We start from the raw sequence: 22,318 nt of genomic DNA, 5'->3' as shown, positions 1-22,318 counted from the left end.
TTGTTAATTTTTATAAATGCGAATTTAAACGCGAGGCAAGGAAGTGTATTTCAGAGTATTGCTATATGTGTTCAGCTCATTGCTGTTGTTGGGTTGTGTAGGTGAAGGCGAAACCAGCAAATCAGTTAGTGAAGATGCGGCGCAAACACCGGTACCCGTAGGCAGTGAAGGGGGAGTTATACGCTTTGATGGCACAGGCACTTTAGATCTAGAAGTTGGCGCAGTTGCCGATGGCTTGACACTGTCAGTTGATGTAGGGCAATCGCAAGCCTTTCCCGATGCACAAAATTCGCTTTCAAAAGTGTATTCGATAACACCAATCGAAACCGCATTATTTGATAAAGCCGATCTGACGATTCCATTACCAAGTGATTATCAAGCGGACCAGCAATATGTACTGGCAAGGCTTGTTAACAATACATGGGTACCTAATTTTAATTCGCGCATAGAAGGTAATTTTATTAGCGCTGAAATTTATCACTTAGGTATATATGGCATTCGTAAATTACCGAATGTTTCTACCTTTAAATCCATTGGCCCAGCATGTGATATGGCTGCTGTACAACAAACGATTCGTTTTGTGCATGTTGCTGATTTGCATTCTCGCTTCGGCTATAAAGAGCGCTTATACAGCCGTTTGAAATCATTGCATTTAACTTCACTTGAAGAAAATCCTTACACTGTTTTTACCAACGGGGGCGATGATTATGAAAAAGGCAATGTGGCTGAGCAAGTATCTATGGGTCGGGCCTCATCACTGGCAACACAAGCTATGGAGTTTGATGTGCGTGTGGTGGGAAACCACGATTATGCTTGGGGTGAAGACGAACTACTAGCTTACGCACAAGATGAAACTGCACTGGTACTTGCTTCAAATACGCAATATGTTGGTGAAAAAGCACAAGGCTTTGCTACACATAAATTTGGCATTATTGATGTAGGTTGTGTCAAAGTTGGTTTCTTGGGTATGACCTCAGGTCCATGGAATGAGCTTGATAAAGAATACAAAGAACGCCCATTACCTGATTTTATTGATAATTTTGTAATGGATTATGAGTTTACCGAAGTCGCAGAAGGTTTAGTGCGCTTTTATGGTGAGCAAGTTGATTATCTTGTAATGGTGAGCCATTTAGGTTGGGTGGATGATCGCATTGCGCAAAACGTACCTGAGATTAATTTAATTCTTGGTGGTCATAGCCATGATAAGCCGCAAATCCATAGGTATAACGACAATCAATCGATTGTGATTGAACCCGATATTTACGGCATGGGCGCAACCGTGATTGATATCGAATTTAATTTATTTGATAAAACGTCGCGTCCAGTGCGCTTTGAAAATAATGAAATTCAAATTGATACTTTAGATATCAATACATTTCATGAACCGCTTGATAATAAAATAGCAGAAATCGTTAAAACTTATTTAGAAGATCCAAACTATAAAGTAGCAATTTCTGAAAATTACCCCGACCGCAATGATATTGAAAAAGTGCTAGCCGATGCGTTGATGTTTACTCACAAGGTAGACGCTGTTTTGTTGGGGGCTTATGACTTGGCAGATCCGTTTAGCTTGTATCCTTGGCAAGCTGGTGGTGTAACCCAGCAAGAATTGCATGATGCGTTTCCGGTAGAGCGTCAGCCATCGAATACATTGGGTTTTAATGCGGTTTACTCGGTTGAAGTGTCAGGTGCGGATTTAGAGTCTATGGTGGGGCAGCAGCCCCAGTGGCAATACTTTGGTGAGCAGCAATTTAATCCAGATAGCACCTACACAGTTGCGCTTTATAAAGGTGCCGCACTAAACCCAACGTTATTTTTTAACGACATTAGTTTTAAAAACGCCACTGCACTAAATGATAGCTGGCGCGTAATTGAAGAGTATGGTCGTTATCGCACTGGCCAATGCTTGCACTTAGACACAGGTACACAATTAAATGCCTGTAAAGAAGATGAATTTATAACTCTTTGGCAGTTTGATAATAGCGAAGATCCATTTTTAGCGGACTATGGTCCATCGACCATGAAGTTGTTTAACCCTGATCGTAAAAGTTATAGCGATGATGTGATTTTTGAAAAAATTTCGCAACTTGAAGAATCAATCCCGAGTCTCGCAGGTTTTGATGCAACCGTTATGAAGTTCCCACGCTTTAAAATAAACGAAGGCTTAAAAGTGCGCCATAACGTAGATGCCAACGGTGATTGTGTCGATCAAGGACTGGTGTCTGATTATTCATTGGTAATGGATATATTGTGGCCAAGTGAAAGTGTGGCGAAATACCGTCCGTTATTACAAACATCTCTAAATTACGAAAGTGAAATCGAAGACGAAAAAAAGGCTGAAATTCGCTTTGAATCAATAGAAGGAGAACGTACAACTGGCGGCGTTGGATTTGATGGCTTTTGTGGTGAAATGTTTCCAGACACTTGGTACAGAATTGCACTGGTATTTTATAGTGCCCCATTTGATGGCACCTTTAAAGTTTACATTAATGGTGAATTAGCCTGTGAGAAAACAGGTCGAAATATTACTGAGCGTTTTGCATTAAGCGAGCAGTTCTTATTACTAACCGATGGAACTTGGGCAGCCCAACCAGGGTATTTAAATGCTGCGCTATTTGCTGGCCGAAGCTTAAGTGAAACGGAAATTAAAATGATGGGTGGACCATCAGCCAAAATGACGTTTTCGCAAGAAAAAGCCACAACCAGTGAAACAATTTTGCGTCATCAGCAAAGTGCACCAGGGCGACCGTATAATCCATGGCTTGAACAGCGCAATAAGTTCTTTAAATGAGTTAGTTGCGTTATAAGTTGCTTCGATTTATAACGCTTTTTAACAAATCAAATTAGCCGCACAATGTGTGTTGCGTTAAAGTCGGGAAAATTAATTTTTAAGAAGCATTATGAAAACAAAAATTAGCGCTGTTATTTTATTACTCGTGAGCATTGCCTTGCTGATCCCTGGGGTAACTCAGCCCGTGTTAACACTGCAAGGGAATATTGATAAAGCCAAAATTGTAGATGTGGGTATTACCATGCTTGCCGAAGAAGGCGATGGCAATACACGCAGCATGCTTCGTATGTTTTCGGGTATGCTTGGCCTTGATAAGTTAGAAGGTGAAGTTGAAGCCTATCGCAAAACCCGCAGTATTGTTGGCACCATTAAAGAACTTACCAATAACAAAAACCATGTGGTGGCAGTGTTAGTTGGGTTATTTGCGGTGATCATTCCATTTTTAAAACTGTTGATGCAGCTACTCAGTGTATTATTGCCCGCTAAAATTAAGCTCACTCGTTTGCTTAATACCGCTGCTTCTAAGCTTAGTAAGTGGAGTATGACTGACGTATTTGTGATTGCACTTATCGTTTCTTATTTGGCTGGCAATGCCGATGGGCAAATGGGCGATATGTTAAAAATGAAAGCCGAGCTAGGCATCGGCTTTTGGTTTTTTACTGCGTATTGTATTGTGGCAATTGCCTCTTCTCAGTTTGTAGAGCGCATTCATAAAGCCCGCTAATAAATCAATTCGGCAGAGTCTTTATCGCCACGAGCATAAAGACTCTGTTTTATCTCTTTTCGCGTTTCACTTGTCTTATCTTGACTTAGTTTGAAGTTACCAACGACTTCTGCAATCTCTATTTTAAACACCATTATGTACTTTAATGATTGCGATATTTCATTCTCATCTACTTGAGAAAGTTGCCACTGCGTTGCCAGTTTATCTTCAAATTTCGCAACGGAGTAAGCCATTATCTCGCGCTTTTGTGATGGCTTTGTAATCGGTTGTGCTGTGCCTTTTACCTCTAGTTTGGCGTAATGCCATGTAGGTAAATAGACTTTTTCGGCATCATTGGGAGAAACATAACAGTCTGCACCATTAAATAGGCATTTTACGTTTAAAGGCTGCTTGGCAAGTAGCTTGGCAAGCGGGTTGTTTGCTGCCATGTGCCCCAATAAGTGCTGCTTTTTTTCATCAAGCACTAATGGAATGTGGCAAAGCTCAATGTCGCCTTGCGCATTTTGATAAATCAAACTTGCTAGCGGAGACTTCTCAATGTGCGTTAACAGTCGAGCGAAGTCATTTTCAATATATTGGCGTGGTGGATACATGTTATAACTTTGCCTCTAACTGTTGTTTTACATTTGGCCAGATTATATGAGTGATGCTAAATACTGCGCTATTACGATAGCTACCGTCAATTAGCTTTCTATCTTGCCATGCAATGCCTTCAAATTGTGCGCCTAATCGGGCAATGGCATTTCGTGATTTTTGGTTATTTTCATGGGTGCGAAGTTCTACTCGGGCAGCACCAAGTTGTTCAAATGCGTAACTTAACAGTAGATATTTTGCATGTGTATTGATATGGCAACGTTGAAATTCAGGGGTAATAAACGTATGGCCAATTTCAAGTTTATCGTGATTAAAATCAAGAGCAAATAAGCGTGTGCTGCCCACCAGTTGATTACTTTTTTTATCAATAATCACTAACGGCAATTGCTTATCAGCTTGGTATTGCGCTGTTTTATTAAACCAATGCTCAAGCGTATCTTTATCTTTGCAGTAATTGCTAAGCACATATTGCCAAATTTTCGGGTTTTTCCCTGCTTGTAATAAATCATCTAAATGGTGGTGTTGCAGCTTTTGTAAAATGACTTTGTTAGTTTCAAAGTGTGTTTGTGTTAATTGTTGCATGGTGACCTCATTCCAAATTTATAATGCTTAATGAGGTGTATTAAAAAAGAAATCTGGTATAACGTTAACAACCAATTTTTGTTATTTATATAGACCAGAAATTAAATGCGCTTACTGACTATTTCAGTTAATTTACATGAAAAGAAATACCTCGCCATTGCTGCGAGCATTCGAGAGGCCATTTTATCGGGTCAGTTAAAACCACAAGACCGATTGCCGGCAAGCAGGGATTTAGCAAATCAGCTCAATGTGAATCGTCATACTATTATGGCGGCTTGCGATGAGTTAGTGGCGCAGGGGTATTTAGAAAGTTTACCACGTATTGGTTATCAAGTGGTTTCGGTCTTACCGGTAGAGGGTTGTGTACCAAATGAATTGAGCGAAACTCAGCAATTTAACTTGGCTCACTTATTTAAATCGCCAAAAGCGAGTCTTTCTAACGCTGATTTTAACGTACGCTTTAATTTTGCTGGTGGATTACCAGATATAACGCAATTTTCAATGAAGGTATTTAAAAGCCACTTAAATACAGCGTTAAAACAGTTAGATCTTGGCAGTTTGCATTATCAGGGCACGCTCGGGAATGAAACATTACGTGAACAAATAAAAAAATATTTAATAAGAGCGCGCGGTCTTTCATCTGGCGAAATTTTAATAACCAATGGATCGCAAGAAGCATTGTTTATTGTCGCGCAAGCGGTGTTACAGAGCGGTGACAATGTGGCGGTTGAGCAACTTAGTTATCCGCCTGCATGTGCTGCGCTCAGCTCAAATGGTGCAAACCTGATTACCATTGAACAGGATGAGTTTGGTATAAAACCTGAAAGCTTAAAGCGTGTGTTGGCAAAAACCAAAATAAAGCTTTTGTATTTAACGCCACTACATCAGTACCCAACAACAGTGACATTATCGCCACAGCGTCGCAGCCAAATATACCAATTAGCTCAGCAGTATGATTTTTTAATTTTAGAAGATGATTATGATCATGAGTTTCATTATCGCTGTTCACCGTTAGTACCAATGGCGGCAAATGACCCTGATGGGCGAGTAATTTATATCTCAACGTTTTCAAAAATTATGTTCGCAGGCGCGCGATTGGGCTATGTTTCGGCTCACCCTCAAGTTATTGAGTATTTGGCTAATAGTAAAAAAATTATTAACCACAAAACCGAATGTGTGTTACAGCAAGCGGTGGCTAATTGGATGAGCGAAGGGGACTTTGAAAGGCATCTTCGTAAAATGACACAATTGTATTTAGCGCGCAGAGATCACCTTGTGCTGTTGTTAGAAAATTACAAACAAGCAGGTTACCCGATCACTTTTGCTGTTCCCGATGGGGGAATGGCTATTTGGCTTGGTTGCAAGCGTGATTTAACTGGTTTTACTGAGTTGGCACAGGCGCATGGAATATACATTCAATGTCAGCAAGACTTTAACGCACAAGTAACCAATTGTGATGAGCAAGGTTATCAGTATCTGCGTTTAGGGTTTGCCAGTATGGAAGAGCAAACCCGTTTAGAGGCGGTTAATGCATTAATGGCGTTATTATTCCCCGCTTTGCGTACTTAGCCAATTGAGCGCTTGCGCTTTATTGTTGAAACACTGATGTGTTAGTCCCGCAGTAGGGTAAACATAGTCACACACTTGTTGCGTCATCGACCTTGTTACGCAATGTTCAAGATTTACTGCGACAGCTTTGGCACTGGAGGCTTTTAAAAACTCAATGTGTGCATTTTGTGCGTCTGGCGTTGGCAGTGCCTCGCCATGAATGTTAAGTAATACATCAAAATCAGTAATTTGCTGATTACGCACCATATCAATTAATTGCTCATGTAAATGCATAAAAAATTCAGCATTCCATGGCCCGGTTGTGTTTATTTCTAGCGTTTTTCCTTGCCAATTAAGGCTGACATCGCCATGCATTTTAAATTTTTCAAACATATAGCGTTTAAATTCAATTTTTAGTTTTGCTGTACCTTTATTCTAGCTGAGAGTTTTCAGTTGGAGTAGTCATGAAACAAGCAATTATTGTTGGTGCAGGCCATGCTGGTTTAGCAACCGCCTACTTATTGAGGCAAAAGGGCTATCACAAAGTGGTTATTTTAGAAGCATCAAATGCTGTAGGTAGTGCGTGGCGAAATCGTTATGAAGGGTTAACTTTGTTTACTTCTCGGCGCTATAGTCAGTTGCCAGGGTTGAATATATCAGGCAACGCAAGTGAGTACCCGTCAAAACAGGAATTTGTTGAATATCTTGAACAATATGCTGCTGCACTTTCGTTAGATATTAGATTTGGCCGTAAAGTAGTTGATGTGCGAAATGACACCGATGGCTTCACAGTAAACTGCAGTAATGGTGAAACCTACCACAGCAAAATGCTGTTTGTATGTACTGGTGCATTTCAAATTCCTCATTCGTATCAGCTGGATAGTAACTCTTTTTATCACGGTAAAGTGTTTACGCCAGAATCTATTGGTGATCGACACTTAACATGTGAAAACGAAAACTGGTTGGTGATTGGTGATGGTGCCAGTGGCCGGCAACTGGCAAAAATGTTGGTTAAAAAGAATCAAGTCTTTTTATCTACGGGCAAAGCACGCACTTTTTTACCACAGCGTTTTTTGGGTAGAGATATTTTCTTTTGGTTAGATAAGCTCGGCCTGACTCGTCTGGAAAAACAACATTGGTTAGCGAAAAAAATGCGAAAGAAAGACCCATTTCCTGCAACTGGTAGTCGTAATCATCAGTTAGCTAAGGCTGGAATAACACTTTGTAAGCGCTTTAACTTGAATAAGTTAAATAGCGAAAAGCCAATAACACTTAAAGGGCAAGTGATAGATAAGGTGATAATTACTACAGGCTATAAAAATGACTTTTCTTGGCTTGAAAGCTGTTTAGCGGAACAAGCTAGCAATAAAGATATTTTTGATAAAGTATCCGACATATCGGGGTTATATATCTTGTCTCAACCTTGGCTGAACTCGCGTGGTTCGGGCTTGATTATGGGCATTGAGCATGATTTTAATTTATTAGACTTGCTCGAATGTAAGCGTTCCTTTTAATAGCTTTGGTTGTATGCCAAATAACTTTTTACATTCGCGACTTAAGTGTGCGGCATCACTAAACCCTACTTGATGGGCGGCTTTGGTTAAATCAAAGCCATTTGCGAGTAATGGTATTAAGCGTTTGAATCGTAAGTAGCGTTGATAACTTTTAAATGGCATGCCAATTTGTTCACTAAATAAATGTGATAATCGGCTTTGCGATAAATTAACTATTTTTGCTAATTGTGAAAGATTTAGCTGGGCGCTGTCACACTGCTCTAAGTGATTAAGTATTTTTGCAATACGCGGATCCGTAGGGGACTTTGCTTGGGTATGGTAGCATAAAATACTATTTAAAAATTCAGTCATCGCATAATCAAAGCTGCCTGTTTTATCAATAAAATATTGCCAAAGGTATTGCGATTTGGCCTGTTCAAAGCGGGTGTAAACATTGTTTTCATTTTTTTGGCAGTTAATAAGGTGCGTTAGCTTTTTACCAAGCACACTAAAATTATCAATCAATATGGTGATCACCGGTTTATCACTTTTTAAAGTGTGCTTTACCTTACTTGCAATTATTAAGCAGTTTGTGGAAAGCGTTTTTTGGTCAACAGTAATACTGGCTTGTGGCGACAATAAGTTAATTTGAATAAATTGATGGTTATGTTCATTTGCCATCAATTTATCATTAAATGCGATATAAACGCCTTGGTAGGCTAAAAAACGGGTTTTCAAAGTTCTACTTGTTCCAAATACTCAGCTACTTTGGCGTCAATTCCAAGCTGCTCCTTAATGTGACAGCGCATTGCCTCACATGCACTGACTTCACCATGGTTAATATAAATTTGCTTTGGTAATGCTTCGCCTTGCTGCAACCAATTTAGAATATCTTGATAATCACCATGGGCCGAAAGTGAATCTAGGTTTAGAACATTTGCTTTTACATCAATATATTCGCCATGAATTTTTATTCTTTCGGCGCCATTAATAAGGGCTTCACCGCGTGTGCCAGCTGCTTGAAAGCCTAAAAATGCGACTGTGTGTTTATCATCTGGCAATAAACTTTTTAAGTGATGTAATACCCGTCCGCCGCTTGCCATGCCGCTTGCTGACACAATAATACAGGGTAGATTACGGCTATTGAGCATTTCCGACTCTTCTTGCGTTTTAACAAACTCAGTCATGTCATCAATGGCTTGGCATTGTTCTTTTGTTAGTTTGTGGTGCTTGTGGGCTTTTTCATAAAGATCTGTGACCTTTATTGCCATCGGGCTATTGAGATAAACCGGTACATTCGGAATTCGCTGCTCTCTTTTTAGCTCTGCGATTAAATGCAAAATTAACTGTGCACGGCCAACGGCAAAAGAGGGCATAAGAAAAATACCCCCACGCTTAAAGGTATCATTTATCGCATCGGCGAGAATTTGCTTGGTGTCGGTTGCAGTATGACGTCTATCACCATACGTAGCCTCTACAACTAGTAAATCACAGGGTGAAATCGGCTCTGGCGGATACATAATTGGGTCGTCTTGCCTACCAACATCACCGCTGAACACCAACGTTTTACTTTTTGCATTTAACTCAATACTTGAAGAGCCGAGAATGTGCCCATTTGGTTTCAAGTTAATTGTAACATTTGGCAAAATTTCAACATTGTGTTGAAAATCTAGCGGCACAAAAAGAGATAACGACTTTTTAGCATCATTTAATGTATACAGTGGTTCAGCTGGAGAGTGTTTAGAGAAGCGCTTTTTATTTGCATATTTTGCGTCTTCTTCTTGTAAAAAGCCCGCATCAGGCAGTAATACTTCACACAGTTTTAGTGTTTCGTGAGAGCAAAAAATAGGGCCTCTAAATCCTTGCTTGTATAAAAGTGGAATATAACCCGAATGGTCTATATGCGCGTGGGTTAATAAAACGGCATCTAACTTAGTTACATCAAACGGAAGGGCTTGCCAGTTGCGAGTGCGATAGTTTTTTATGCCTTGGTAAAGGCCGCAATCAATTAAGATCTTTAGGTTTTCTACTTCCAGTAGGTGTTTTGAACCTGTAACTGTACTTGCTGCCCCGATAAATGTTAATTTCATGGCAAGCTCCATATTTAGTGTAATTAGCTCTATTTTAGTCAATCTTACTAATAATGAATTGTTAGTAAGGTCCTAAATCAAGCTAACACACTGAAAGTTATATTAATATATATTTGGCATAGAGTTTGATTTAAATTAAATAAATTGGAAATTTGAGAGGTTTATATGGCAGAACAAGGATCAGCAGGCAATGTAATTGCTGCTATTTGTAACGTGTTTTTCCCAGGTCTTGGGCAGTTGGTACAAGGGCGTATTGGCGCGGCACTGATATTTGCGATTGTAGTATTTGGTGGCTACGCTTTATGGTTTTTTGTCGTTCCAGCAATCATTGGCGGTATTTTCCACTTATGGGCAATAATCGATGCGGCTAAGTTTCGTAAAGTTGAAATATATCGGTAATGTTAATTAAAGTTTAAGTTTTTGCATTTTAGTAAGGTGGCGTTTTGGTTACCTTGCTAAAAAGTACGTTTTTTCCATTCTAAATTATCGATCTTGTCCTTTAGCACGCACACACCCGCCTCTTGTAACATCAACAATTCCATATGTAGTGTAAATGAATGTAAATGATGGGTTTGTATGTAAATTTAATTTTACTACCAAATCTTAATTAAGTTGTTGTTTATTATGTCTTTTGTGTTTTTTCTGTATTTATTTGTATTAAGTTCTGCGTAATGTTGTTTATCGAACAGTTATTATGTTTTGTAATTTTTGTGTTAAAACAGAGGTGTTCAGTTTACGTTTTGAAGCAAAGAGAAACATTTGTACGTAATTTGACACGAATAACATTTAGAAAACTTCAGGGAAATCTCATTTTGAATAAATTAAACTTATTAGCGCTGGGTGTTAAAAGCGCATTATTTGCAGGAGCTGTTACAAGTTTTGCTGCAACAGCTGCTGAAGAAGCCAACCAAGCTGAAGAAGTAGAACGCATTACCGTTACAGGTTCTAAAATCAAACGTATTGGTGAGCTTTCTGCTACGCCAGTTACTGTAATTACTGGTGATACATTAACTGACGCTGGTATTACTAACGTTGCTGATTTATTACAAGACTTACCATCCGCAACGACGGGTCTTTCTCCAGAAACTACTAACAATAGTATTTTTGCTAATGGTCTTAACAATACCGACCTTCGTGGTTTAGGTGCAAACCGTACACTTGTTCTTGTAAACGGTCGTCGTTTTGTTTCAGGTTCACCAACGTCAAGTGCTGTAGATTTAAATAATATCCCAACAGCAATGATTGAACGCATTGAGGTTACTACTGGTGGTGCATCAGCAGTTTATGGTTCTGATGCGGTTGCAGGTGTTGTGAACATTGTGACTAAGCAATCTTTTGATGGCGTTGAATTTGACGCATCTACACGTCAGCCTTCTCAAGAAGGCGGTGAGTCAAGCTATGCGTCATTAACATTTGGTGGTGAAGCAGACAAAATTAGCTTTATTGCAAACATCTCTTATACAAAGGATGAGCAGCTTCGCGGTGATCAGCGTGACTTTATCCGAAACGGTGTAATTGCCATTGACCATCCTGATAACGTGAATGATGAAGACGGTATTCCACGTCGTATTATTTATGATCAAGAAGGTTCAACATCGCTTCGTTTCTACAGTAAAACTGGTGACTTTTTTGCACCTGATGGGCACTACATCTTTGCTGATGATGGTTCTATTCGCGCATTTGAAGAAGGTGAACGTTTACCTGCAAGTAGCACACCAGGTAGTCGCAATACTAACTACTATACAGGTGAGGGCGACGGTTATAGTTTCCTAGAGCACAAATATGTACGTACGCCACTTGAGCGTATTAATGTAAATACGCAAGTAAATATGGAACTTGCTGATGACCATAATATGACATTTGAATTACTTTATTCAAATACATCAGCATTTGGTGAAAGTTCGCCAGCATTCTTCTACTTAGGTGGAATGAGAGCTGATAACGCATTCTTTAGTGATGAAACAAAGCAGTTCTTTGCTGACCGTGATATGTCTTCATACGGTGCGTATTACTTAGCCGATATGTTTGGTCACCGTAAGTATGACCAAAAACGTCAAACTACCCGTGGCGCATTAGGTTTTGACGGTATGATCACTGATAACTGGAGCTACGATGCGTATGCTCAAATAGGTTATGTACAACAAGATACAACTTGGTTTGGTGAATTATTAACTGATAACTTTAACAATGCACTTGATGCAGTTGAAGTTGATGGTCAAATTGTGTGTGCTGACCGCGATGCTGATGGCGAAGTTATCGGCGCATTAGCAGGCTGTTCTCCATTAAATATTTGGGGTAAAGGCTTAGCATCTCAAGAAGCTCTTGATTATGTTGGTACTGATGCAACTCGCCGTGCAAGTATCAAGCAAACGGTTGTGGGTGGTACTGTAAGTGGTGACTTATTTGAGTTACCTGCGGGTCCGCTTGCGTCAGCATTTACACTTGAATACCGTGAAGAACGTGCTGAAACTCTTCCTGATCCAGCGATGCGTAAAGGTTTAATCTTCAACAACCAATCAGACGCATTATTTGGTGAGTTCGACGTAAAAGAAGCCGCTGCTGAATTCTCTATTCCAGTTTTAACTGATGTACCATTTGTACAAGACTTATATGTAGAATTAGCATATCGTTATATGGATTACTCATCAACGGGTACTGATGATGCGTGGAAAGTAAGTCTTAACTACGTAATGAACGACGATTTACGTTTCCGTTTAAACCGTTCTAAGTCAGTTCGTGCTCCTAACATCGATGAGCTATACAGCCCTCCAGGTCAAACTTACGCGAGCTTCAATGATCCTTGTGAACAAGGTCAAATTGACAATGCTGGTGAATACAAAGCAAACATTGAGCGTAACTGTCGTGCAGCTGGAATCCCAGTTGGTTGGGCGCCTTCTGATCTTTGGAAGCAAACAACTCATCCAGGTTACGTTGTAGGTAATGATGACTTAACAAACGAAACAGCATATGACATTACATATGGTTTCATTTATACGCCAGCATACCTAGAAGGCTTCAGTGTAACGTTAGATTACTGGAAGTTTGAGCTGGAAGACATGATTACACGTCCTAGCGCTGCTAACATTGTACGTGGTTGTTATGAACTAGATTCTCTAGATAACCCTTACTGTAATCTTGTTGAGCGTGATCCTACGTCACTAGAAATCACTGCTTTCTATCAGTCTCCTGTGAATGCTGCTACGAGTACAATTTCAGGTACGGATATTGAGCTTAACTACGGCTTTGAGTCTGGTTTCGGTGATTTTGATTTCCGTCTAATCACGACCTACCTAGAAGAGCGTGAGCAAAATACTACTGGTAAAGAAGAAGATAATCGTCAATACCAAGGTGAAATCCACCGCCCACGCTGGAAGGGTCGTTTCACTCTTAACTATGGTTATGAGGACCTATCGTTAGCTGCTACGTCTGTATACCGTCATGCATCTGTAGTGGATCGTGATTGGACACCAGAAGATAACAACTATAATGATATTCCTTCTTACATTAAGTGGGATCTAACAGCGCGTTATAACATCACTGACGATCTTCAGGTTCGTGGTGGTGTATTAAATGTGTTCGATAGAACACCACCTCGTCATCCTTCATACTATGATGATGGTGAGTTCTTCGATCTAGATGGTCGTACTTACACAGTGGGTGTGAACTACAAGTTCTAATCTCAAGTAATAATAAAAATGCCGCTATATAGCGGCATTTTTTTGTTTTGATGCAAAGTACTAAAATCAGTACTTCGTTTATAGGCAATCTACTTATTCATCTGCGCTATAAACTTATTTGAATATGCAATGGATTTATTCATTTCGCTCATAAGTGTTTTAATATCGCGTTTTAATGTAGAAAACTCGCCTTTTATTGCGGCAATTGCTTGCGCATTAAGGTTATGTTTTAGATATAAAACATTGTCGTTTAATGCGGTTAAAACGGGTTCCATTTTGCTTTCAGAACGGCGCATTGAACGTAATAGTTGGTCAAACTGGCGCTTAGTGGCGGAAAGTTTCTTTTGGCTATCTCGTTTTAGTTTAGCGTTTGAATACTGTTCTAATTCTTCTTCCCACTCATCAAACAGTGCTTCGGCTACGTCTTCAACGGCATTAATTTTACTCGATACATCTTCGGCAGATTTTTTACTCGCCAAATAATCATCATTAAGTTGGTCGTAAACTTTTTGTAGCTCACCACCATCAAAATTAATTAATGTTGTTAAGCGCTCATAGGCTGATTGGAATTCTTCTTGAGAATCTTGCTGCGACTCTTTTGCTTCTTCTACACGGTCAATCAGAATGTCGCGCTTGTGAACACCTACGCTTTCCATTGCAGAGTAATAAGCTGTTTGACAGCCAGAAAGGGTTAATAAGCTTGTGGTTGCGACAGCGAGCAGTAATTTTTTCATAGTGTGTTCAATTCTCTTTATGCTTTCCATTATCTTGTTATTATATGGCAATATTTTTTTATTAGTAGCGCTTACGATGCAGAATAAAGTTGATTACTCCCAGATGTTTCAGCAATTTGGTAAAGCAATACGCTACGCCGCCTTTTGGTTTAAGGGGTATGGCAAACGTTGCTTAGATGACCAAATTACCGTCAATGCTGGTTATTTAGCTTATGTAACCTTGTTGTCATTGGTACCAATGCTCGCTGTGGTCTTTGCTATTTTTTCTGCGTTTCCAGTGTTTCAAGACTTTAGAGCTGTTATCGAAAATTTTATTTTTAATAACTTTGTGCCAACGTCTTCAGAAACCATTAAAGAGCACATAGGTGCGTTTACTGGTAATGCGAGTCAAATGACGGCAATGGGTATCGGTTTTTTAATCGTTGTAGCGCTGTTTTTGATTCGTAATGTGGATGCAACGCTCAATCGTATTTGGCGTACTCAGAAGAAGCGCCCTGTTGTGATCTCGTTTGCGGTTTATTGGATGGTATTAACGCTTGGCCCGGTTTTATTGGGTGCAAGCTTAGGTATGACATCGTACCTTGTCAGCTTGGCAGCGTATGCCGATGAGGGGATCCCTGGGTTTAGCGGCTTTTTACTTGGCTTGCTACCTTACGTGATTTCTACTGCGGGTTTTATGCTGATTTACACCGTAGTACCTAATATTCGAGTGCCTATTAAAGCCTCCTTACCTGGCGCGATGTTTGCCGCCTTGTTATTTGAGCTCAGTAAAAAAGGGTTTGCAGCTTACGTAAGCAACTTCCCATCTTATGAAGTGATTTATGGTGCGCTAGCGACCATTCCTATTTTGTTTGTTTGGGTGTATCTGTCATGGATTGTCGTATTGTTAGGTGCCGAATTCACAGTATCACTACAACAGAGCTTCGGCGAGAGGAAGAAGCCGTTAATCGTTGAGCAAGAGGAAGAATAATATGCAAGGGTTAATTCAACGGGTGAGTGAAGCCAAAGTGGTCGTTGATGGAGAGGTTGTTGGTGAAATTGGTCACGGTATTTTACTGCTGTTAGGAGTAGAAAAAGGCGATGATCAGCAAAAAGCCGATAAGCTATTGCACAAAGTATCTGGCTACCGCATTTTCTCCGATAGTGACGGGAAAATGAACTTGAGCCTGAAAGATATTGGCGGTGATTTGTTAGTAGTTTCGCAATTTACACTAGCGGCCGATACTAAAAAAGGAATGCGTCCTAGCTTTTCGTCTGCAGCTGTACCAGCGCTCGGTGAAGAGTTATACGAATACTTTGTAAGCCAAGCTAAGCAAAGCTTAACAACAGTGCAAACAGGTCAATTTGGTGCCGATATGAAAGTGCACCTAGTGAACGATGGACCAGTGACGTTTCGTTTAGAAGTGTAAGTGCACTATTTTATTGTTGTAGTCCTTAATCGCGTAAATTGTCACATCCGCTTTAAATACACTCGTCAGGACCGCGCGCAACGAATTTAACTGTTGCGCGCTTTCACATATAAAATTAATAAATAAATGCCGATTAGCGTCATCAGCAAACAGCGATTTCACTCGTTGGTAAAATTCGTGTTGAAAAAGAAAAATAGGGCAGTCTTGCTTACTAAATAAATCAAGTACAACCCAATTGTAAGAGTGGGAAAAATGATAAGTTGTAATATCGCCTGCAATGAGATTTGATTGTGGCAGTGGTGCAAAATACTGCGTATATAACTCGATAATATCTTGGCTTTTCTCAATAGTAGTAATGTTGCAATGCGGGTAACTTGCATTGAGGTAATTGCGAATTGCACCGCCACCTAACCCTACTTCTAATATATTGTTGGGCTCAGGTAAGGTTTGCCATAAGCTTGCTAATTGTTGCAAATGTGGCAGTAAAAACTGCTGGGGTTGTGTTAAATCGCTCACTGACTGTAATGTATTGTCTATTAATAGCCACCTAACATCTTCAAGCTGCCTAATAGTGCATGTACCTATTGGCGTTTTTCTTAAGCAAACTAGGGTGCCAAGCATGTTTGCGTTATTTACAAAATCAATAGATACCACATTAAGCCCTTGTAAACGCGTTCAATATTAAGCTTAGGCTAATACCAAAGTGTTTACCATCGAGTGATTTTATATTGTGCATTTTTAGGTTAATCTGTTGCCAATTAAAATTATAAGGAGTCGCTATGTTACAAGTTACGACACCCCAAAGTAGTCAAGATTGGCAGGATTATTATCAACTTAGATGGCAGGTTTTGCGTGCCCCTTGGCAGCAACCACGAGGTTCTGAACAAGATGAGTTCGAACAAGAAGCAGAGCATCGCTTTATTAAAAATGAACAAGGCCAAGTGCTAGGCGTTGCGCGTTTGCATTGGAATACCGGTGAACAAGCGCAAGTGCGTTATATGGCGGTGAATAAAGATCATCGCGGTCATCACCTTGGTAGCCGCTTATTACATGAGCTAGAGAAACTTGCATGGCAGCAAGGTGCTAAAGAATTACTCTTGTTTGCTCGTGATAGAGCGGTCGATTTTTATAAGCGCCACGGTTATGTGGTTGTTGAAAAAGCGCACTTGATGTACGGTGATATTCAACACTGGAAAATGGTTAAAGTATGCCCGTCATGTCCTGGCTGGTTCCGTCGCCCTGAATGGACTAAGGTGCTGCAAAATACGTGGCGTGAGGATATTCCAATTAGCGATGCCATGGGCATTAAGGTTGAGAGTTATACCGATTGGCAATTTACTACGAGCGCTGAATTTAGTGCTAATCAAAACCTTCACGGTACAATGTTTGCCGGTTCTATTTATAGTCTTGCTACTTTAACAGGTTGGGGAGCAACTTATTTACATTTGAAAGAGATAGGAAGCGACGCTGCAATTGTGCTATCTGATGCAAGTATTAAATACCTGAAACCGCTAAAACAAGATCCTATCGGCAATGTGGACTTACACAAGTGCTCTGGCGATCTTTCTAGTTTAGAGCTAGGTGAAAAAGCAGTTTACACAGTGCCAGTGCAAATTTTTGACGGTGAGCAACTGGTTGCTGAATTTGTCGGTGAGTACACCTTGCTGCCAAAGAAGTAGAACTAAGGTGATATAAGCGTAATAGCTTATATCACGGTAACAGGAAGTAGGTTGCAGTGCCAAGGAAGGCAAAAATACCTACTACATCTGTAACTGTTGTTAGAATTACCCCGCCAGCGAGTGCTGGGTCGATATCTAATTTCTTTAAAATAAGTGGAATTGTTACCCCGGCACAACCGGCGGCAAATAAATTCATAAACATCGCAAAGGCAATCACTAAACCGAGCGTGAAGTCCCACTGCCAAAGCGCTACTACCGAAGCTATTAATACCGCCCAAATCACGCCATTGAGCATACCAATCGCTATCTCTTTACCAATTAACCAACGCTGGTTGGCATCGTTAATGTGGCCAACAGCCATACCGCGAATAACTAAGGTGAGTGTTTGGCTACCGGCAATGCCCCCCATTGAAGGCACAATGCCGTTAAGCACAGCTAAAATCGGTAATATACCTAAGGTCGATTCAAAAAAGCCTGCCACAAATGCAGCGAGGATTGCGGTAATTAAATTTACGCCAAGCCATACTGAGCGGCGTTTGGTACTTTTTACAACGGGAGCGAAGGTATCTTCTTCGTCATCAAGACCCGCCATACTCATCATGCTGTGTTCAGCTTCTTCACGAATTACATCAACAATGTCATCGATGGTAATACGGCCAAGTAATTGGCTGTCTTCGTCGACAACCGGGGCAGAAATCCAGTTATGACGTTCGAATAATTGGGCAACTTCAGACTCACCCATACTGACAGGGATGGCTTCAGATTCATTATCCATAACTTCACGTACAGTGAGTAACGGACTTTTTGTTAATAATGTCGCAAGCTGAATATCGCCTAAAAACTTGTTTTCTTTATCGACAACGTAAAGCTCATCGGTACCTTCAGGCAATTCGCCTTTTAAGCGTAAATAACGCAAAACTACGTCAAGCGTAACATCAGGGCGAATCGTGATGGTATCGGTACTCATTAGAGCACCTGCAGTTTCTTCCTCATAAGATAAAACAAATGTCGCGCGCTCTTGATCTGTTTTGTCCATTGAGCCCAATACTTCTTGGTATACGGTATCGGGTAAGCTACGTAACACTTCTGCAAGGTCATCATCATCCATTTCTTCCGTTGCAGCGGCAATTAGCGCTGGATCCATTTGCGCGATAATGCCGTTACGCACATCTTCAGAAAGCTCTTCTAAGGTTTCACCTTGCAGATCAGGGTCAACCAATTGCCATAAAACAGTACGGCTTTTATGCGGTGAAGACTCCAACAATAAAGCAATATCACACGGTGGCATATGCGCTAACATGCGTCGAACATGCACAAACATGCCGCTACTTAGGGCTTTTGTAACCTCATGTAGTTGTGTTTGTGAGTAGTCTTGTTCTAGTGCTTCTGGCATGTTCACCCTATTATTTATTGAAGGTTGGAGTGAATGATTGCAACTCTTTGATTTATTAGAGTTAACTTACGTCTAACTTATTGTAGCATTATTGCAGAAAAATGTTTTAACTAAGTTAGCTGTTTATTCGTCTTCGTTAAACTTAGCTTGAATTAAATCGCCTATGGCAAGTAATGCTTGCTCTTGGTCAGGCCCTTCACAACGCACTAATACCTCTTTTCCTTGCGAGCTTTCTAATAGCATTAAACCCAATACGCTATCAGCTTCAGCCGTTTTACCGCCTTGGGATAAGTTAATTTTCGCATCAAATGCCATAGCGAGTTTTGCAAGCTGGGTTGCAGCGCGAGCATGTAGCCCTAACTTGTTTTCGATTAAAAAACGTTTTTCAACTGACATAGTAGTCGCTTTTGCTTATTTGTTTACTTGCTCACGATGGTGGGCTTTTACGTTTTTATGGTGTTTGGCGAAGCTATCAGCCAGTGTTTGCGCTAAATAAACTGAACGGTGCTGACCGCCAGTACAACCAATTGCAACGGTTAAATAGCTACGGTTATTCCGCTCTAGATGTGGCAACCAAGTTTCAATAAAGGTTTGTACTTGCCATGCAAATTTATGAACCACAGGCTGGCTAGAAAGGAAGTCGATTACCGGTTGGTCTAATCCTGTTAATGGCTTAAGTGCTGGCTCCCAATGCGGGTTAGGTAAAAAGCGGGCGTCAAAAACATAGTCAGCATGCTTTGGAATACCGTGCTTATAACCGAATGACTCAAACGTGATAATTAATTGATTTGATTTTTTACCGAGTACTTTCTCTCTTATGCTATCGGCAAGTTGGTGAACACTTAAGCCTGTTGTATCGATAAAAATATCTGCTTGCGAGGCGATAGGGTCGAGCAGCTTTTTCTCGGCTTCAATGGCTTCTTCAAGGGAGATATTATTCAGTGATAACGGATGCAAGCGGCGTGTTTCTGAAAAGCGCTTAATTAGCGTGCTGTCATCGCTATCAAGGTAAAATAAGGTTGGTGTTGCAAAACCAGGTAAATAGTCGAGTACTTCTTCTATTTCCTCTGGCTCTTTAGTCATATTGCGAGCATCAACACTCACTGCAATTTTGTCGTATTTATCTGAAACTGAGCGGATCAACGAAGGCAATAAATTAACAGGAATATTGTCGACAACATAATACCCGAGATCTTCCAATACTCTGAGTGCGACTGTTTTTCCTGAACCAGAACGACCACTGACTAAAATAAGTTGCACTTACATCTCCCTAAGTTAACTCGCCTCACTACTAATGATTTGATATAGCTGATGATTATTTTCAGCGTGACGTAGTTGACGGCAAAACTGCTTATCTTTTAGTTTATCAGCGATGGTGGCTAAAGTCTGCAAATGTTGCTGGCACTTTTGTTCTGGTATGAGCAGTACGATAAAAATATCAACATCTTTATCGTCAATAGCATCAAACGGAATAGGTGACTGATTTACAATTAAAAAGCCAATGGTATTTTGTAGGCCATCAATGCGGCCATGAGGAATGGCGAGGCCTTTACCAATACCCGTGCTACCTAGTTTTTCGCGTTGCAGCAAGGCTTCAAGAAACTCTTGAGAAGTAATATCAGGGGCTTGCTGATGGGCAAGATCGCTAATAAATTCAAACAGTCTTTTTTTGCTATTAAAAAGGACCGCGGTTTTAGCGCAGTCCTCAGCAATAATATCGGTTAATTTCATTTTAGTGGCGAGAAAGTTTCTCTTTGTGCTTAATTACTTGACGGTCTAGTTTATCGACCAAGCCATCGATTGCTGCATACATATCTTGTTGTGCTTCAGATGCGAACAGTTCACCGCCATTAACGTGCATCGTTGCTTCTGCTTTTTGTGATAACTTTTCAACATCTAGAATAACGTGCACGTTATTTATGTGATCAAAATGCCTCTCTAGTTTTGCAAATTTGTTAGTGACATAGTCTCTTAAAGAATCAGTAATTTCTACGTGACGACCTGTTAAGTTTAATTGCATAAGCATTTTCCTTCTATTTGGTCTAGATCAGGCTCTTGCGCTGATTAGACGGTGGTATGGATAGCGACTCACGGTATTTTGCGATAGTGCGTCGCGCCACTTTAATTCCTTGTTCTGCTAGTAAATCGGTAATCTTGCTATCGCTTAATGGCTTAGCAGGATTCTCCGCCGCAACTAGCTTTTTGATCAGTGCTCGAATCGCGGTAGATGAACACTCACCCCCATTTTCCGTGCTAACGTGGCTTGAAAAAAAGTATTTAAGCTCGTAAATGCCACGTGGTGTATGCATGTATTTTTGCGTTGTTACACGCGAGATAGTCGATTCATGCATCTCGACCATTTCGGCAACGTCGTTTAAAACCATAGGTTTCATTGCTTCGTCACCATATTCAAAGAATGCCTGTTGTTGTTCAACAATGCAATTGGCTACTTTTAATAAAGTGTCATTGCGACTTTCTAAGCTTTTAATAAACCATTTAGCCTCTTGCAAATGGTTGCGAATAAACTGGCTGTCAGTGCTTGATTTCATTGAGCGAGTAAGCGCAGCATATTGTTCATTCACACGGATCTTTGGCATGCTATCGTTGTTTAAATCAACGCGCCAGCGTCCTTTTATTTTCTTTACTGAAACATCGGGAACCACATATTCAGGCTCTTCTTTTATGATGCTTTCAGCTGGCTTTGGATTAAGGCTATGTATTAATGTTAAGACTTCTTTTAACTCAGGCTCTTTGAGTTTTGCCTTCTTCATTATTGTACGATAATCACGTAATCCTAAAAGTTCCATATGGTTTGAGATTACGCTCTTTGTTTCATTTAGCCAAGGGGTATTTTTGTCGTACTGATTGAGCTGGATCAATAAACATTCTTGTAACGAACGGGCAGCAATACCAACAGGATCAAAGAGTTGAACGCGTTTAAGTACAGCTTCAACTTCGTCTAGTTCAATTTGTTCTTGGTCGTCAGATTGCTGTACCGCTTCTAAAATTTCTTCGCTACTTTGTGTTAAATAACCCGAATCGTCTACCGCTTCAACAATTGTGGTTGCGATCATCTCGTCGGTGTCGCTGAACGGCGTTAAGCGTAATTGCCACATCAAGTAATCTTGCAATGATTCGCTGGTAGAGCCTTGATATACAGTATCGTTGTCAGGAGCTGGGGCGTTACTGACAGAAACAGGTGCGGCGCTGATATAATCATCCCACGACACATCCATCGCTAAATCTTCAGAGATATTCTCGTTGCTAAGTGCATCGCTTGATTCAATTTCACTTTGGCTTGGCGCTGCTTCAACATCATCGCCGTTTAATGATTCGTCTTTGTTTGACTCAGTGTTTTCGTTGTTTTGTTTATCGTCACTGTAGTCAATGTCTTCTTCAAGTAAAGGATTGGCGTCAAGCGCTTCTTGAATTTCTTGCTGCAAATCTAACGTGCTCAGTTGCAGCAGGCGAATAGCCTGTTGCAATTGTGGAGTCATTGTTAGTTGCTGCCCAAGGCGAAGCTGTAAAGATTGCTTCATGTAGTTATTCTAATCCTTCTTTCGATTTCAAGCCGCTAGTTAACAATTCAATTCCAAATTCAAGG

The 22,318-nt window shown here is 40.4% G+C and carries 22 protein-coding genes; 9 read left to right on the top strand and 13 right to left on the bottom strand.

The annotated features are described in order from the left end of the window. Nucleotides 1-43 precede the first annotated feature (43 nt). Nucleotides 44-2,791 carry a metallophosphoesterase gene (locus tag AN214_RS01950; RefSeq protein WP_152960694.1) on the top strand — a complete coding sequence of 916 codons (2,748 nt, stop codon included), beginning with the start codon at nt 44-46 and terminating at the stop codon, nt 2,789-2,791. Nucleotides 2,792-2,900: 109 nt separating this feature from the next. Then, nucleotides 2,901-3,515, top strand: coding sequence for a paraquat-inducible protein A (locus tag AN214_RS01945; protein ID WP_054978183.1), 615 nt, complete (start codon nt 2,901-2,903; stop codon nt 3,513-3,515). Here AN214_RS01945 and AN214_RS01940 read toward each other — a convergent pair. Continuing rightward, complete coding sequence (locus AN214_RS01940; RefSeq protein WP_054978182.1) at nt 3,512-4,108, bottom strand: FMN-binding negative transcriptional regulator; 597 nt, start codon at nt 4,106-4,108, stop codon at nt 3,512-3,514. The genes AN214_RS01945 and AN214_RS01940 overlap by 4 nt on opposite strands. Before the next feature lies 1 nt (nt 4,109). Next, nucleotides 4,110-4,691: a GNAT family N-acetyltransferase gene (locus tag AN214_RS01935; RefSeq protein WP_054978181.1), complete on the bottom strand. Its 582-nt coding sequence runs from the start codon at nt 4,689-4,691 to the stop codon at nt 4,110-4,112. Between the two features lie 105 nt (nt 4,692-4,796). On the opposite strand from AN214_RS01935, the gene AN214_RS01930 reads away from it, so the two are divergent. After that, nucleotides 4,797-6,260, top strand: coding sequence for a PLP-dependent aminotransferase family protein (locus AN214_RS01930; RefSeq protein WP_054978180.1), 1,464 nt, complete (start codon nt 4,797-4,799; stop codon nt 6,258-6,260). On the opposite strand, the gene AN214_RS01925 is transcribed toward AN214_RS01930, so the two are convergent. Next, nucleotides 6,237-6,632 carry a hypothetical protein gene (locus AN214_RS01925; RefSeq protein ID WP_054978179.1) on the bottom strand — a complete coding sequence of 132 codons (396 nt, stop codon included), beginning with the start codon at nt 6,630-6,632 and terminating at the stop codon, nt 6,237-6,239. The genes AN214_RS01930 and AN214_RS01925 overlap by 24 nt on opposite strands. Nucleotides 6,633-6,703: 71 nt before the next feature. Here AN214_RS01925 and AN214_RS01920 point away from each other — a divergent pair, with 71 nt between their 5' ends. Beyond that, nucleotides 6,704-7,753, top strand: coding sequence for an NAD(P)/FAD-dependent oxidoreductase (locus AN214_RS01920; RefSeq protein ID WP_054978178.1), 1,050 nt, complete (start codon nt 6,704-6,706; stop codon nt 7,751-7,753). Here the strand turns inward: AN214_RS01920 and AN214_RS01915 are convergent. Continuing rightward, a complete protein-coding gene (locus tag AN214_RS01915) occupies nt 7,721-8,470 on the bottom strand; it encodes an AraC family transcriptional regulator (RefSeq protein WP_054978177.1) in 750 nt (249 codons plus the stop codon). The two genes, AN214_RS01920 and AN214_RS01915, sit on opposite strands and share 33 nt — an antisense overlap. Beyond that, on the bottom strand, nt 8,467-9,822 hold the full coding sequence (locus tag AN214_RS01910) for an MBL fold metallo-hydrolase RNA specificity domain-containing protein (RefSeq protein ID WP_054978278.1): 1,356 nt from the start codon (nt 9,820-9,822) through the stop codon (nt 8,467-8,469). Before AN214_RS01910 ends, AN214_RS01915 begins: the two co-directional genes overlap by 4 nt. Before the next feature lie 165 nt (nt 9,823-9,987). On the opposite strand from AN214_RS01910, the gene AN214_RS01905 reads away from it, so the two are divergent. Both AN214_RS01905 and AN214_RS01900 read left to right on the top strand, forming a co-directional pair. Beyond that, nucleotides 9,988-10,221: a hypothetical protein gene (locus AN214_RS01905; protein ID WP_010561556.1), complete on the top strand. Its 234-nt coding sequence runs from the start codon at nt 9,988-9,990 to the stop codon at nt 10,219-10,221. Nucleotides 10,222-10,634: 413 nt separating this feature from the next. Beyond that, nucleotides 10,635-13,499: a TonB-dependent siderophore receptor gene (locus tag AN214_RS01900; RefSeq protein WP_054978176.1), complete on the top strand. Its 2,865-nt coding sequence runs from the start codon at nt 10,635-10,637 to the stop codon at nt 13,497-13,499. A gap of 89 nt (nt 13,500-13,588) precedes the next feature. Here the strand turns inward: AN214_RS01900 and AN214_RS01895 are convergent, their stop codons facing one another. Beyond that, the gene (locus AN214_RS01895; RefSeq protein ID WP_054978175.1) at nt 13,589-14,233 is read right to left on the bottom strand and encodes a DUF2959 domain-containing protein; all 645 of its coding nucleotides are present in this window, start codon (nt 14,231-14,233) and stop codon (nt 13,589-13,591) included. A gap of 76 nt (nt 14,234-14,309) precedes the next feature. On the opposite strand from AN214_RS01895, the gene AN214_RS01890 reads away from it, so the two are divergent. Beyond that, a complete protein-coding gene (locus AN214_RS01890; RefSeq protein WP_051320887.1) occupies nt 14,310-15,203 on the top strand; it encodes a virulence factor BrkB family protein in 894 nt (297 codons plus the stop codon). Nucleotide 15,204: 1 nt separating this feature from the next. Then, the gene (gene dtd / locus AN214_RS01885) at nt 15,205-15,642 is read left to right on the top strand and encodes a D-aminoacyl-tRNA deacylase (protein WP_054978174.1); all 438 of its coding nucleotides are present in this window, start codon (nt 15,205-15,207) and stop codon (nt 15,640-15,642) included. On the opposite strand, the gene AN214_RS01880 is transcribed toward dtd, so the two are convergent. Beyond that, complete coding sequence (locus AN214_RS01880) at nt 15,631-16,296, bottom strand: hypothetical protein (RefSeq protein ID WP_082428459.1); 666 nt, start codon at nt 16,294-16,296, stop codon at nt 15,631-15,633. The two genes, dtd and AN214_RS01880, sit on opposite strands and share 12 nt — an antisense overlap. Before the next feature lie 125 nt (nt 16,297-16,421). On the opposite strand from AN214_RS01880, the gene AN214_RS01875 reads away from it, so the two are divergent. Beyond that, complete coding sequence (locus tag AN214_RS01875) at nt 16,422-17,321, top strand: bifunctional GNAT family N-acetyltransferase/hotdog fold thioesterase (protein ID WP_054978173.1); 900 nt, start codon at nt 16,422-16,424, stop codon at nt 17,319-17,321. Between the two features lie 31 nt (nt 17,322-17,352). Here AN214_RS01875 and mgtE read toward each other — a convergent pair whose 3' ends face one another. The 6 genes from mgtE to AN214_RS01845 form a co-directional block, all read right to left on the bottom strand. Then, entirely contained in the window at nt 17,353-18,714 is a 1,362-nt protein-coding gene (gene mgtE / locus AN214_RS01870; RefSeq protein WP_010561565.1) for a magnesium transporter, read from the bottom strand. A 123-nt stretch (nt 18,715-18,837) separates the two neighbouring features. Next, the gene (locus AN214_RS01865) at nt 18,838-19,110 is read right to left on the bottom strand and encodes an HPr family phosphocarrier protein (protein ID WP_054978172.1); all 273 of its coding nucleotides are present in this window, start codon (nt 19,108-19,110) and stop codon (nt 18,838-18,840) included. A 15-nt stretch (nt 19,111-19,125) separates the two neighbouring features. Continuing rightward, nucleotides 19,126-19,974 (bottom strand): RNase adapter RapZ, encoded by an 849-nt coding sequence (rapZ, locus tag AN214_RS01860; protein ID WP_010561567.1) that lies wholly within the window; start codon nt 19,972-19,974, stop codon nt 19,126-19,128. A gap of 15 nt (nt 19,975-19,989) precedes the next feature. Then, nucleotides 19,990-20,445 carry a PTS IIA-like nitrogen regulatory protein PtsN gene (gene ptsN / locus AN214_RS01855; protein ID WP_010561568.1) on the bottom strand — a complete coding sequence of 152 codons (456 nt, stop codon included), beginning with the start codon at nt 20,443-20,445 and terminating at the stop codon, nt 19,990-19,992. A 1-nt stretch (nt 20,446) separates the two neighbouring features. Beyond that, complete coding sequence (hpf, locus tag AN214_RS01850; protein WP_038638076.1) at nt 20,447-20,734, bottom strand: ribosome hibernation promoting factor; 288 nt, start codon at nt 20,732-20,734, stop codon at nt 20,447-20,449. A gap of 22 nt (nt 20,735-20,756) precedes the next feature. Next, the gene (locus tag AN214_RS01845; protein WP_054978171.1) at nt 20,757-22,253 is read right to left on the bottom strand and encodes an RNA polymerase factor sigma-54; all 1,497 of its coding nucleotides are present in this window, start codon (nt 22,251-22,253) and stop codon (nt 20,757-20,759) included. Nucleotides 22,254-22,318 lie beyond the last annotated feature (65 nt).

The sequence above is a fragment of the Pseudoalteromonas sp. P1-9 genome (assembly GCF_001399975.1).
Taxonomy (GTDB): Bacteria; Pseudomonadota; Gammaproteobacteria; order Enterobacterales; family Alteromonadaceae; genus Pseudoalteromonas.
Note: the sequence above shows the minus strand (reverse complement) of the source record. Positions and strands in the feature narration are given on the sequence as shown.